The 11,846-nt window shown below is 71.1% G+C and carries 14 protein-coding genes and 1 tRNA gene; 8 read left to right on the top strand and 7 right to left on the bottom strand.

Translation table 11 applies throughout. The annotated features are described in order from the left end of the window. Window positions 1–17: 17 nt before the first annotated feature. Together araA and ASD93_RS10720 are read left to right on the top strand one after the other, a co-directional pair. The gene (araA, locus tag ASD93_RS10725) at window positions 18–1,529 is read left to right on the top strand and encodes an L-arabinose isomerase (RefSeq protein WP_056122083.1); all 1,512 of its coding nucleotides are present in this window, start codon (window positions 18–20) and stop codon (window positions 1,527–1,529) included. A 91-nt stretch (window positions 1,530–1,620) separates the two neighbouring features. Continuing rightward, window positions 1,621–2,565 (top strand): aldose 1-epimerase family protein, encoded by a 945-nt coding sequence (locus ASD93_RS10720; protein WP_056122082.1) that lies wholly within the window; start codon window positions 1,621–1,623, stop codon window positions 2,563–2,565. 123 nt (window positions 2,566–2,688) lie between these two features. On the opposite strand, the gene ASD93_RS10715 is transcribed toward ASD93_RS10720, so the two are convergent. Next, window positions 2,689–3,261: a hypothetical protein gene (locus ASD93_RS10715; protein WP_056122081.1), complete on the bottom strand. Its 573-nt coding sequence runs from the start codon at window positions 3,259–3,261 to the stop codon at window positions 2,689–2,691. An 11-nt stretch (window positions 3,262–3,272) separates the two neighbouring features. Further along, window positions 3,273–3,692 (bottom strand): DUF4383 domain-containing protein, encoded by a 420-nt coding sequence (locus ASD93_RS10710; protein WP_056122079.1) that lies wholly within the window; start codon window positions 3,690–3,692, stop codon window positions 3,273–3,275. A gap of 209 nt (window positions 3,693–3,901) precedes the next feature. On the opposite strand from ASD93_RS10710, the gene ASD93_RS10705 reads away from it, so the two are divergent. Next, window positions 3,902–4,285 carry a DUF5684 domain-containing protein gene (locus ASD93_RS10705; RefSeq protein WP_235566936.1) on the top strand — a complete coding sequence of 128 codons (384 nt, stop codon included), beginning with the start codon at window positions 3,902–3,904 and terminating at the stop codon, window positions 4,283–4,285. A 4-nt stretch (window positions 4,286–4,289) separates the two neighbouring features. On the opposite strand, the gene ASD93_RS10700 is transcribed toward ASD93_RS10705, so the two are convergent. Further along, the gene (locus tag ASD93_RS10700; RefSeq protein ID WP_235566935.1) at window positions 4,290–5,138 is read right to left on the bottom strand and encodes an SDR family NAD(P)-dependent oxidoreductase; all 849 of its coding nucleotides are present in this window, start codon (window positions 5,136–5,138) and stop codon (window positions 4,290–4,292) included. Window positions 5,139–5,229: 91 nt separating this feature from the next. Between ASD93_RS10700 and ASD93_RS10695 the strand changes: the two genes are divergently transcribed. Together ASD93_RS10695 and ASD93_RS10690 are read left to right on the top strand one after the other, a co-directional pair. Continuing rightward, a complete protein-coding gene (locus ASD93_RS10695) occupies window positions 5,230–5,853 on the top strand; it encodes a hypothetical protein (RefSeq protein ID WP_056122076.1) in 624 nt (207 codons plus the stop codon). Window positions 5,854–5,954: 101 nt separating this feature from the next. Continuing rightward, window positions 5,955–6,027: transfer RNA gene (locus ASD93_RS10690), tRNA-Arg, on the top strand. An 86-nt stretch (window positions 6,028–6,113) separates the two neighbouring features. On the opposite strand, the gene ASD93_RS10685 is transcribed toward ASD93_RS10690, so the two are convergent. The 4 genes from ASD93_RS10685 to ASD93_RS10670 form a co-directional block, all read right to left on the bottom strand. Next, window positions 6,114–6,320, bottom strand: a complete 207-nt coding sequence (locus tag ASD93_RS10685; protein ID WP_056122075.1) for a hypothetical protein — start codon at window positions 6,318–6,320, stop codon at window positions 6,114–6,116. Window positions 6,321–6,368: 48 nt separating this feature from the next. Then, window positions 6,369–7,256 (bottom strand): zinc-ribbon domain-containing protein, encoded by an 888-nt coding sequence (locus ASD93_RS10680; RefSeq protein ID WP_056122073.1) that lies wholly within the window; start codon window positions 7,254–7,256, stop codon window positions 6,369–6,371. Between the two features lie 36 nt (window positions 7,257–7,292). After that, window positions 7,293–8,489, bottom strand: coding sequence for a DNA polymerase IV (gene dinB / locus ASD93_RS10675; RefSeq protein WP_056122071.1), 1,197 nt, complete (start codon window positions 8,487–8,489; stop codon window positions 7,293–7,295). 95 nt (window positions 8,490–8,584) lie between these two features. Further along, on the bottom strand, window positions 8,585–8,791 hold the full coding sequence (locus tag ASD93_RS10670) for a hypothetical protein (protein ID WP_235566934.1): 207 nt from the start codon (window positions 8,789–8,791) through the stop codon (window positions 8,585–8,587). A gap of 75 nt (window positions 8,792–8,866) precedes the next feature. Here ASD93_RS10670 and ASD93_RS10665 point away from each other — a divergent pair, with 75 nt between their 5' ends. The 3 genes from ASD93_RS10665 to ASD93_RS10655 all read left to right on the top strand — a co-directional run bounded on the left by ASD93_RS10665 (window position 8,867) and on the right by ASD93_RS10655 (window position 11,818). Further along, window positions 8,867–9,232, top strand: a complete 366-nt coding sequence (locus ASD93_RS10665; protein WP_056122069.1) for a VOC family protein — start codon at window positions 8,867–8,869, stop codon at window positions 9,230–9,232. Between the two features lie 36 nt (window positions 9,233–9,268). Next, on the top strand, window positions 9,269–10,069 hold the full coding sequence (locus ASD93_RS10660) for an alpha/beta fold hydrolase (protein WP_157536929.1): 801 nt from the start codon (window positions 9,269–9,271) through the stop codon (window positions 10,067–10,069). Between the two features lie 147 nt (window positions 10,070–10,216). Beyond that, the gene (locus ASD93_RS10655; RefSeq protein ID WP_056122067.1) at window positions 10,217–11,818 is read left to right on the top strand and encodes an L-serine ammonia-lyase, iron-sulfur-dependent, subunit alpha; all 1,602 of its coding nucleotides are present in this window, start codon (window positions 10,217–10,219) and stop codon (window positions 11,816–11,818) included. Window positions 11,819–11,846 lie beyond the last annotated feature (28 nt).

The raw sequence follows: 11,846 nt of genomic DNA, 5'->3' as shown, positions 1-11,846 counted from the left end.
ACACAAGGACCCTCGATATGACCCGTCAGCCTCTTGTCACCTCCCTGGATCAGTACGAGGTGTGGTTCGTGACCGGCAGCCAGAACCTCTACGGCGAGGAGACGCTGCGTCAGGTGGCGGAGCAGTCGCAGGCGGTGGCCGAGGGCCTCGCCGGTCTCCCGGTCACCGTGGTGTGGAAGCCGGTGCTGAAGGACTCCGACGCGATCCGTCGGCTCGCGCTCGAGGTCAACGCGCGTGATGACGTGATCGGGGTGATCGCCTGGATGCACACCTTCAGCCCGGCGAAGATGTGGATCTCGGGTCTGGACGCCCTGCGCAAGCCGCTGCTGCATCTGCACACGCAGGCCAACGTCGAGCTGCCGTGGGCCGACATCGACTTCGACTTCATGAACCTGAACCAGGCCGCCCACGGGGACCGCGAGTTCGGGTACATCCAGACCCGTCTCGGCGTCGCGCGCAAGACCGTCGTCGGTCACGTCTCGAACCCGACCGTGCTGCAGCAGGTCGAGGACTGGGAGCGCGCCGCTGCCGGCTGGGCGGCCGCGCGCACCCTCAAGCTCGCCCGTTTCGGTGACAACATGCGCTTCGTCGCGGTCACCGAGGGCGATAAGACCGAGGCCGAGCTGCGGTTCGGCGTCCAGGTCAACACGTGGGGTGTGAACGACCTGGTCGCGGCGGTCGAGGCGGCGACGGATGCCGACATCGACGCCCTGGTGGACGTCTACCTCGACTCGTACGACGTCGCCGACGAGCTGCTGCCGGGCGCGGAGCGGCACCAGTCGCTGCGCGACGGCGCGGCGATCGAGCTGGGGCTGCGCTCCTTCCTGGAGGAGGGCGGCTTCGGTGCGTTCACCACGTCGTTCGAGGACCTCGGTGCGCTGAAGCAGCTGCCCGGACTGGCGGTGCAGCGGTTGATGGCCGAGGGGTACGGGTTCGGCGCGGAGGGTGACTGGAAGACCGCGATCCTCGTCCGCGTGGCGAACGTGATGGGCGCCGGGCTCCCCGGCGGCGCGAGCCTCATGGAGGACTACACCTACGACCTCGTGCCCGGTGCGGAGCGCATCCTGGGCGCCCACATGCTCGAGGTCTCGCCGTCGCTGACCACGGCCAAGCCTCGCCTGGAGGTGCACGCGCTCGGCATCGGCGGCAAGGACGACCCGGTGCGCCTGGTCTTCACCGCCGACCCCGGCCCCGCCCTCGTGGTCGCGATGAGCGATATGCGCGACCGGTTCCGCCTCGTCGCCAACGTCGTCACCAACGTCGAGGCCCCCGACCTGCCCAACCTCCCGGTCGGCCGCGCCGTGTGGGAGCCCGCTCCCGACTTCGCCACCTCGGCGGCATGCTGGCTCGCCGCCGGCGCCGCCCACCACACCGTGATGACCACCGCCGTGGGTATCGAGGTGTTCCGCGACTTCGCCGAGATCGCGGGGACCGAGCTCGTCGTCATCGACGAGGACACCACCGTCCGCTCCTTCCAGCGCGAACTTCGCTGGAACCAGGCCTACTACCGGCTCGCCCAGGGTCTCTGACCGGGACCGGCCGGCCGACCCGGTCGCCGGGCCCGCAGTGATCGCGCGATACTGGGAACGCTTCCACCCACCGAATCCAGGGGACTCCTCCATGCCTCGAATCCCGACGTCCGGCACCCAGCACGCGCTGCGCGCGGGCGACTACGAGGCGGTCGTCGCCAGCATCGGCGCGACCGTCCGCTCCCTCACCTATCGCGGTCGCGACCTGGTGGTGCCCTTCGATGCCGACGAGGTGCGTCCTTCCTACCGCGGCGCGACGCTCGCACCGTGGCCGAACCGGGTCGTCGACGGCCGCTACACCTTCGGCGGGGTCGAGCATCAGCTCGCCCTCACCGAGCCCGCCCGCTCCCACGCCCTGCACGGGCTCGCGGGATGGCTCGACTTCGAGGCCGTCGACAAGGGGCCCGATCACGTCACTCTCGCCGCGGTCGTGCAGCCGCAGAGCTCGTACCCGTGGCGGGTGGTCGTCGTGACCACGTTCTCGCTCGGTCCCGACGGACTGACCCAGTCGGTGACGGCGCGCAATGAGAGCGCGGATGCCGCGCCCTGGGGCACCGGACCGCACCCGTATCTCGTCGCGGGAGAGGGTCACGTCGACGACTGGACGCTCGAGCTCCCCGCGTCCCAGGTGCTCGCCGTGACCGACGACCGGCTCATTCCGACCGATCTCGTGGCGGTCGACTCCGACGACCCCGAGCGCTTCGACTTCCGCGCGCCTCGCCGCCTCGGCGCCGTCGAGATCGATCACGCCTACTCCGGTCTCACGCGCGACGCCGCGGGTGTGGCGACCGTGCGCGTGACCGACGCCGCCGGCTCGGGCGTGCAGATGTCGTGGGATGCCGCGTGCCCGTGGGTGCAGGTCCACACGGCCGACAAGGCCGAGCCCGCGCTCAGCCGCCTCGGCCTCGCGGTCGAGCCGATGACCTGCGCTCCGGATGCCTTCAACGACGCGAACTATTCCTTCGATACGGGGCTCATCGCCCTCGAGCCCGGCGCCGAGGCCACGGCCTCGTGGAGGATCGCCGCGATCGGCTGATCCAGGCGCTCCGGCGGCGGTGGGTGCCGGTGGTGTGCACAACTCCTCCTCGACGGCGGCGATGCCGCTGACGGATGCCGGTGCCCGGCGTATCCGAGGAGTTGTGCTCGGCCCGCGTCCGGGTCAGTGGTGGCCCGGATCGATGAGCTGGTGCCCGCCGTGCCCGGTCGCGTTGCGACCCGCCTCGGTGGCGCCGAGCGCCGGGGTGACGAGCGCGGCGACGATGGCCGCGGCGACGAGGATCGCCCAGACGGGCGGGGGTGCGGCATCCGCCTTGCCCCGAGATCGTGCCCGCAGCACCGCGGCGCATACGAGGGCGATGGTGACGAGCAGTCCCATCGCGGCGGCCGTCGCGAGCACGCTGGTGCGCACCGGGTCCGCGGCGAACACGACGGTCGTGGCGGCGATGCCGGCGAGAGCGCCGGCGACGCCCGCCCGCGGGACGACGATGCGTCCGCGGGCGAGCGTCGCGGCTCCCCAAACGAGTCCGCCGGCGCCGAGCGCCAGCAGGACGATGCCGGCCCCCCGGGCGGCTCCGTCCTGCGGCAATGCCCCTGCGCCGAGCGCGAGCTCGATCAGTCCCGCGCCCCACGCCGCGACAGCCGCCCAGGCGACGGCAGTGCCGCGGAGGCCGGCCCCAGGCGTCCTCACGAATGCCTCGGGGGCCGTCTTCGGCGTGGTGGTCGCGGTGGTCATCAGCGGATCCGTCAGGCCACGCGGCCGGAGGCGTCCGCACGCACCGAGCGCTCAGCGCCCAGTCCGACTCCGAGCAGCACCAGGGCGCTGGCCAGGTGCAGGAAGTGGTCGAAGGTGTTCAGCGCCAGGATGTTGAGCGCGGTGCCGACGAGGAAGAACCCGACGACGCCGAGCAGCAGGTAGACCGCACCGATGACGATGTTGACGGTCTTGGCTGCGCGGGCGCTGCTCAGCCCGGCGATCAGCAGCGCCGCGCCGATCAGCAGGTGGGCGATGTTGTGCAGCGGGTTGACCTCGAAGATCCCGAGGAGCAGCCCGCCCTCGGTGGCGATGAAGCCAACGCCGCCCGTGACGGCGAATCCGAGTGCGCCGACGACGAGGTACACGGCGCCGAAGATCGTGGCGACGAGGCGATTGGGTGACGATCGCATGAGCGTTCCTCCTGTGTGTGGCGGCGGATGCCGCGTGTGGAATGTTCTTCGGATCGCTCGCCCGATCGGTTTGGAACCGGCCGAGGGCGCGGCCCATCGCTCGAACCTAGAGCCCGCGGATCGACAGACCAGGGGTCTTGCGCGGCGGCGCACGCGCCGGTATTCGCGTGTTCGCAACTCGGTTCCGGTGTCGCCCCTATGCTGAGCGCATGACTCTCGCCAACGTTGTGACCGACACCGCCGATGTGACCTCCCTCTGGGGGCCTTACAGCATCATCGGACTGATCTGGTACGTCCTCGTCGTCGTCGCCCTCTGGAAGGTCTTCAGCAAGGCCGGGTATCCCGGCATCCTGGCGATCATCCCGATCGTGAACGTCGTCATCCTCGTGAAGATCGCCGGGTTCTCCGCCTGGCTGACGCTGCTCTACCTGATCCCGATCGTGAACCTCGTGTTCTCGATCATCGTGTCGATCCGCGTTGGCCGCGGCTTCGGCAAGGGCGGCGCGTGGTCGTTCTTCCTGCTGTGGCTCTTCGCCTTCATCGGCTACTTCATCATCGGCTTCGGCAAGGCCACCTACACCAAGCCCGCCTGATCGCTCAGCCGATCGGCGTCGTGGTGTCGATGGCCGCGCGCAGCGGGCGTCGCATCGGCGCCCAGTAGCGCGTGGGTGTGAGGCGCGTCAGCACATCGACCAGACGTGCCTCACGCCCCACCATCGTCCGTGGCCGGCGCCGCACCGTGGCTTCGACGATCCGCTGCGCGGCGTCGTCGGGCTCGGTGTGGTACATCGCCGCCTGGGCGGTGGCCGCGCGCTCCGCGACGGCCGGGTCGATCGCCGCGGCGAAGCGCCCGCGCCCGATGATGCCGGTCTTCACGCCCGCCGGGTAGATCGCGCCGACCGTGACGTTCGTGCGCTCGAGCTCATGCCGCAGGGACTCGGTGAAGCCGCGAACGGCGAACTTGCTCATCGCGTAGGGGATGCGGCCCGCGGGTGCCGCGAGACCGTAGATCGACACCAGGTGGGTGATGTGCGCGGCGGGCTCGCGGCGCATCGCCGGGAGGAGTGCCTTCGTCACGTTGACGGTGCCCCACAGGTTCACCTCCATGAGCCAGCGCATCTCGGCCATCGTCAGCTGATCGATGTCGCCGAGCATCGACGATCCGGCACACGTGATCAGCGCCTGCACGTGAGGGTGGGATGCCTCGACCTCAGCCGCGAGCGCGAACACCGCGTCGTCGTCGGTGAGGTCGACGACGTGGCTCGTGTGCCCGGAGCCCACGAGCTCGACCGCGAGAGCTTCGAGCCCCTCGGCGTTGCGATCGACGAGGGCGAGCCGAGCGCCGCGGCGGTCGAGCTCACGCGCGACTTCCGCGCCCATCCCGCTGGCGGCGCCGGTGATCACCGTCGTCTTCCCGCGGACATCGAGTCGCTGCATCCTCGCCATGTTCGTCCTCTCGTCGCCATCGACCTGCCCTCCGATTCTCGCTGACTCGGGAGGCCTCCGCGGACGCTAGCCTCGATACCGGGGAGGTGCGATGGGCAAGACGGCTGAGGCGATCGCCGAGGGTGTGTCCATCGCGTCCGCGGCGGCACGGCTCGCGGTGCGCAACCACATCCTCGTCGAGACGATCGCGCACGACGCCCCGTTCGACATCGCGACGACCGCGCCCTTCGCTCACGACACGCTGATCGCGCTCGCCGAGGAGCAGGAGGCCGCCGCCGCCCTCGCCAAACGTCAGCGCAAGAAGGCCTGGGGGAAGTTCACGGACCCCGACGGCACCCACGACTACCGGGACCGCGACATGCGCAATCTGCGCAAGCGCCACCGGCAGTACATCGGCGTGGCCAAAGAGCTCCGCCGCATCGCCGAGGACCCGCATGCCGTGCGCACGCTCGTCGAGCAGTCGAGGGATGCCGCGTGGGGCGACGTCGAGGCGAATCTGCAGCGCCGGCTCCGCGTCGAGGGCATGCGTCCCGACCTCGACCCCGACTACGACCGGATGCGGGTGGCGCGGATGCAGTCGCTGCGCCTCGTCGACCTGCCCCGCCTCGCCGCGCACCGCCGTCACCTCGCGGATGACGCAGACCCGGCGGACGCCGTGAACGGCCCGCCGAGCCCTCGGGCTTCGGGGATCGATCTGAGCGAACTCGACGCCTGACGGGGGGACACGCCCGGGTCGCGGCATCCGTCCCTGTCGATTCGCGCGCATGCGGGGCGTGGGGTATTCTGGACGACGTTGTGCGCGAGAGCGTGCGACATGCGCCCGTAGCTCAATGGATAGAGCATCTGACTACGGATCAGAAGGTTGGGAGTTCGAGTCTCTTCGGGCGCACACTGTGTTGAGACAGTCATGAAGAAGGCCCCTCGAGGGCCTTCTTCTGTTTCTGCCGCCGAATCACGGCGCTGCGGCGCTCGTGATCAGGATGCGCCGCGGCGCCGTCGGAGGATGACGGCGATCACGACCAGCACGATGCCGATCACCAGCACGATCGGACCGATCGTCGCCCAGAGAGATGAGCCGCTCATCACGGACCCTCCCAGGACGTTCAGGCCCTGAAGAGTCCACACGAGCCCGATGGCGATCAGGATGACGCCGGGAATGAGCAGCGGCAGCATTCGCTTCATGCTGAGACCATAGTTGCGGGCCGCGAGCTCCGATAGCGGTGCACCCGATCACACCAGGTACGGGTCGATGAGCAGCGGGCCGCGGATGTCGCGCAGCGTGTCGATGAGGCGTTCGAGGCCCCTGCGATTCCACGTCGAGAGCTGGAGGTCGTGCGGGCCCAGCGGCTCGAGCCGGCCGGTGCGGATGCGGACGACCTCCCATCTCGCCGCGCGCAGCGCGCGGTCCTTTCGCCGATCGGCGTCGGCGCGCTTTCCGACGTGCTCGAGACCGTGGCGGCCGGTGCTGTCGTACTCGACGGCGATGCGCAGCTCGGGGAGCAGGATGTCGGGCCACACCTCGACGTGCTCGAAGAACGGCCGCCCGACCCGCACGGCGTTGAAGCCGGGAGTGACCGAGAGGCGTGCGAACAGGTCGGCGCGCAGTCGCGCCTCGACCGCGGATGCCGGCGGGGGCGCGCATTCCGAGAGGAACGGCTCGCCCACGGGCAGGTCGGGCGTCTTCGGACACAGCTGCTGCGCGCGGCGCGGCCTCCTCGCCCGCAGCACCGCGCGCCGGACCGGACTCGCGACGGCGGCCGGCACCGACGAGCCGGCGGGGACCACCGTGTCTCGCATCGGCAGGGCCCGGGCCGGGCGGGCGAGGTCGGCGCACTCGGGGCACCACGCCGAGCGGCGTCGTTGGCGGCCCGGTCGGTGGCGCTGCTCATCGGGCGTGGCGGCGAAGGCGTGGCCGGCTTCGCACTGCCACAGCAGCAGCACGTCGGCGGCGGGCGGGACCTGGCTCAGGACGATGCCGGCGTTGAGCTCGGGGTGGTACTGCCGGATGAGCGCCGGGAACGACGCCCACGCCTCGCGGTAGCTCCCCACGGGATACGGCACCGCCGTTCCCTTCGAGAACTGGCGGCGGGCCCACCACAGTTCGACGCGCTCCGCCATGCGAGCAGGCTAGGCGTGGCCGCCGACATCGCCGGGTCACTCGTGCTCGGGAAGCACCGGCGTGGACCACCCCGGGTCGCGACCCAGCTGCGTGGCGCGCGAGACCGCCGCCGAGCCGAATCGATCGCGCACGGCGTCCAGCACCGTGTCGAGCCGCGCGCCGTCGTCCCACTCGATCGGCAGCTCCGGTTGGATGCTGTCGACGCGGGCGAGCCCCGACAGCGAGATGCCGATGAGCGTGATGCCGCGCTCCTCGACCGTCGGCAGCGCCGCGGCGAGCAGGGCGCGCGCGACCGAGAGCAGCACGGCCGTGCGATCGGTCGGATGCCGCACGCTGTGCGAGCGGGTGGCCTTGGCGTAGTCGCCGTAGCGCAGGCGCAGCACCACCGTGCGGCACACCCGGTCCTTCTCGCGGAGGCGCCGGCCGAGCCGGTCGACGATCTGCGTGAGGAACACGTCCAGCTCGTCGGCCGAGCGAGCCCGGTTGCCGAGTGCGCGCTGCGAGCCGATCGAACCGCGTCGCTTCGTGGAATCGACCGGTCGCGGATCGCGCAGCCGCGCGAGGGCGTGCAGGTGAGCGCCGGCCGCCCTCCCCAGCAGGCGCTCCGCGGTCGCGGCCTCGAGCTCGGCGAGCTGCCCGACCGTGCGGATGCCGAGCCCGTGCAGCTTCTCGGCGGTGACCGCGCCGACGCCCCACAGCCGTTCGACGGGCAGGGGGAGGAGGAACTCCTCCTCGCGCTCCGGCTCGACCACCAGCAGCCCGTCGGGCTTGCTCACCGCGCTGGCGACCTTCGCGAGGAACTTCGTCCTGGCCACGCCCACCGAGATCGCGAGTCCGACCTCTGCGCGCACCCGGGTGCGCAATCGGGCCGCGATGTCCTCCGGGGTGCCCGCGATGCGGCGAAGTCCGCCCACCTCCAGGAAGGCCTCATCGATCGAGATCCCCTCGACCAGGGGAGTCGTGTCGCGGAAGATCGCGAACACCGCCTTGCTCGCCTCGGAGTACGCCTCCATCCGCGGCGGCACCACCACGGCATCCGGGCACACCTCTCGCGCCTGCCTGCCGCCCATCGCGGTGCGCACTCCGCGAGCCTTCGCCTCGTAGCTCGCCGCCAGCACGACGCCCCCACCCACGATGACGGGCCGGCCGCGGAGTTCGGGCGCATCGCGTTGCTCGACCGACGCGTAGAAGGCGTCCAGGTCGGCGTGCAGCACCGTCGCCTCGCCCCGCATCCCGACCTCCCCAGATCACTCGATCTGCGGATCGTCGCACGCACCGACGACATGGGCGTGAGCCGTTGCGGGCCGCGCGAGCGCGGGACCCGCTCTCACTCGCGCCGGTGATGCCCTGCGTCGCGGTGCTGCGTCATGACGGGCACGGCGACCGCCGCCGCGATGCACAGCACCCCGGCGATGAACACGAGCGCCGGAGCGATAGGCGACGCGAACGAGGCGCCGACGAGGTACATGCCACCCAGGAGCAGGATGGCGTAGAGCGCGAAGAGCATGACCACCTCCGAAGATCGACCGGTCACCCCATTCCTACACCTCGCGACACCCCGCGTCATCGCCCTGGCGCACTCGCACCCCTTCACGTGAGAATGTGCCGCATGAGACTCCTGCAGATCGCGCAGCGCGCGGAGGACCTCCAGCGGGCCGCGGACTTCTACACCGTGCTGCTCGAGACGGGGCCTGTGGCCACCTTCGATCCGCCCGGACTCCTCTTCTTCGACCTCGACGGCGTGCGGCTGCTGCTCGATCGCAACGCGCCGTCGTCGATGATCTACCTGCACGTCGACAACGTCCACGAGACGCTCGAGCGGCTCGAGGGGCTCGCCGATGTCGTGAGTCACCCCCACGTGATCTTCACCCACGAGGACGACGGACTCGGCCCCGAAGGCCACCAGGAATGGCAGGCCTTCATCCGCGACTCCGAGGGCAACACCGTCGGTCTCGTCGCGTTCCAGCGCCCCTAGCGCACCCCGGCTCTCCGCAGCGACGAGAATGGGTGGGTGGATGCCGCCTTCCCCGCCTTGACCGAGATGCCCGAGCCGCAGTTCGTGATGTCGGCCGAAGGCCATCGCATCGCGACGTACACGTGGGGTGAGCCCGATGCGCCGACCGTGCTGTTCGTCCACGGATTCGCGTCGAGCTGCCGGGACAACTGGGTCAGCACCGGGTGGGTGCGCGATCTCACCCGGGCCGGCTTCCGCGTGCTCGGCGTGGATCAGCGCGGCCACGGCGCCAGCGACAAGCCCCACGAGCCCGAGGCGTACGGCATGGAGGCTCTGACGTCCGACCTCGTCGCGGTGCTCGACACGTACCTTCTCGACTCCGTGCTCTACGCCGGCTACTCGCTCGGCGCGCGCGTCGGGTGGCAGCTCGCCGTGAACGCGCCCGAGCACGTGGAGCGTGCCGTGCTCGGCGGCATCCCGGACGGCCGCCCGCTCGCGCGCCTGCAGATCGAGCAGGCGCGGGCCTATGCCGAGCACGGCACGCCGGTCGAGGACCAGGTCACCCGCAACTACGTCACCCTCGCCGAGCGGGTTCCCGGCAACGACCTGCGGGCGCTCGTCGCGCTCGCCGAAGGCATGCGGCTCGGTGATGCCGACCCGGACCCCGCGCGTCCGCCGCAGCAGCGCGTGCTCTTCGCGACGGGTACCGAGGACGCCATCCTCGAGCGCTCACGGGCACTGGCGGCCGCGACGCCGCACGGAGATTTCACAGAGCTGCCCGGGCGGCACCACTTCAATGCGCCGGGATCGCGCGACTTCCGGCGCGTCGCGCTGGAGTTCTTCGGCTCCTCGCGCTGACCCGCCAGAGCTCCTGCTCGAGGCAGCGCCCCACTGACCTCGCGCAGCGCCACACTGCCTTGTCCGGCCTGCGATAGCGCGGCATCCTGCTCATCTCGATGTGATCACGGCGTGCACGGTGCATTTCCGACCGCGTAGCCTGGGAGGGTGAGCGCCTACGTCTCGGCGTTCGAGCTGTTCTCCATCGGAGTAGGACCCTCGAGCTCCCACACGGTCGGTCCCATGCGGGCCGCCCTCGACTTCGTCAACCGTCTGCGCGCCGAAGGCCTCCTCGACAGCGTGGGGCGCGTCACCTGCACGCTCTACGGCTCGCTCGGCGCCACCGGCATCGGCCACGGCACGCCCGACGCGGTGGTCGCCGGTCTGATGGGGCTCGAGCCCGAGACCGTCGACCCCGAGGCCGTCCGCTCGGCCTGGACGGCGTGGCCCGCGGGCGGCGAGCTCCCCCTCGGGGGCACTCGCCCGATCGGGTTCGCGAAGGACGACATCGCGTTCGAGCCGCGGACGCGGCTGCCCGGCCACCCGAACGCGATGACGCTCGAGGCCTGGACGGCGCCCGATGCCGGTCGCCCGCGTCGGGCGGTGACGGATGCCGCCGCCGGCCTCGTGCGCGAGACCGGCGCGTCCCGCGCCTCTGCGCCCGCACCGGCGATCGCGGACGACACGGGCCTGCTGCTGCGCGAGACCTACTACTCCGTCGGCGGCGGGTTCATCCGCCGGGACGGCGAGCCGCCGCGCGTGCAGTCCCGCGGGTACCGGTTCGACTACGGCACCGCTGAGGAGCTCCTCGCACTGTGCGACGAGCACGGGCTGACGATCGCCGAGCTCGCGCGCATGAACGAGGAGGCGCTGCGCGACGACGAGCAGATCGCCGCCGGGCTCGATGCGATCTGGGATGCGATGGCAACGTGCGTCGACGCCGGCCTCCACGCGGACGGCGTGCTCCCCGGCATGCTGCAGGTCAAGCGGCGCGCGGGATCGATCCGGTCGCAGCTCGACGAGGCCGAGGCGGACGGGCGCCGCGAGCTCCCGGGCGAGTGGCTGGGGGCGTTCGCGCTCGCGGTCAACGAGGAGAACGCCGCGGGCGGACGAGTCGTGACCGCGCCGACCAACGGTGCCGCCGGCATCCTTCCCGCCGTTGCGATGTACTGGTGGCGCTTCCTCGCCGATTCCGGGCTCGGTGCGGGCAACGCCGTGACCCCGTACGGCGAGCTCGTCGGCAGCGCGCTCCTCGGCTACGACGGCCACGCGACGCCGCCCGACGACGGCGCGGCATGGGACGAGGCATCCGTTTCCGAAGCGAACCGCCGACGCGGCATCCGGCGCTTCCTGCTCACCGCGACCGCGCTGGGGTCGCTGTTCAAGGCCAACGCGTCGATCTCGGGCGCCGAGGGCGGATGCCAGGCCGAGGTCGGGTCCGCATGCGCGATGGCCGCCGGCGGGCTCACTGCCGTGATGGGCGGCACGAACCGGCAGATCGAGAACGCCGCCGAGATCGCGATGGAACATCACCTCGGCCTCACGTGCGACCCCGTCGGCGGCCTGGTGCAGATCCCCTGCATCGAGCGCAACGCGATCGCCGCCTCGACCGCCGTGACCGCCGCGCGCCTCGCGCTGCGCGGCGACGGCAGCCACTACGTGAGCCTCGACACCGTGGTCGAGACCATGCGCCAGACCGGCATCGACATGTCGCACAAGTACAAGGAGACGAGCGAGGGCGGCCTCGCGGTCAACGTCATCGAGTGCTGACCTGAGACGACATGTACTCCGAGACGAG

Source organism: Microbacterium sp. Root180, from assembly GCF_001428485.1.
Classification (GTDB): domain Bacteria; phylum Actinomycetota; class Actinomycetes; order Actinomycetales; family Microbacteriaceae; genus Microbacterium.
This window is presented reverse-complemented; position numbering and strand designations above follow the sequence as displayed.

Bases quoted from the DNA above. Each gene is read 5' to 3' on its own strand.
- araA (WP_056122083.1), top strand. From the start codon at position 18: ATGACCCGTCAGCCTCTTGTCACCTCCCTGGATCAGTACGAGGTGTGG.
- ASD93_RS10720 (WP_056122082.1), top strand. From the start codon at position 1,621: ATGCCTCGAATCCCGACGTCCGGCACCCAGCACGCGCTGCGCGCGGGC.
- ASD93_RS10715 (WP_056122081.1), bottom strand. From the start codon at position 3,261: ATGACCACCGCGACCACCACGCCGAAGACGGCCCCCGAGGCATTCGTG.
- ASD93_RS10710 (WP_056122079.1), bottom strand. From the start codon at position 3,692: ATGCGATCGTCACCCAATCGCCTCGTCGCCACGATCTTCGGCGCCGTG.
- ASD93_RS10705 (WP_235566936.1), top strand. From the start codon at position 3,902: ATGACTCTCGCCAACGTTGTGACCGACACCGCCGATGTGACCTCCCTC.
- ASD93_RS10700 (WP_235566935.1), bottom strand. From the start codon at position 5,138: ATGGCGAGGATGCAGCGACTCGATGTCCGCGGGAAGACGACGGTGATC.
- ASD93_RS10695 (WP_056122076.1), top strand. From the start codon at position 5,230: ATGGGCAAGACGGCTGAGGCGATCGCCGAGGGTGTGTCCATCGCGTCC.
- ASD93_RS10685 (WP_056122075.1), bottom strand. From the start codon at position 6,320: ATGAAGCGAATGCTGCCGCTGCTCATTCCCGGCGTCATCCTGATCGCC.
- ASD93_RS10680 (WP_056122073.1), bottom strand. From the start codon at position 7,256: ATGGCGGAGCGCGTCGAACTGTGGTGGGCCCGCCGCCAGTTCTCGAAG.
- dinB (WP_056122071.1), bottom strand. From the start codon at position 8,489: ATGCGGGGCGAGGCGACGGTGCTGCACGCCGACCTGGACGCCTTCTAC.
- ASD93_RS10665 (WP_056122069.1), top strand. From the start codon at position 8,867: ATGAGACTCCTGCAGATCGCGCAGCGCGCGGAGGACCTCCAGCGGGCC.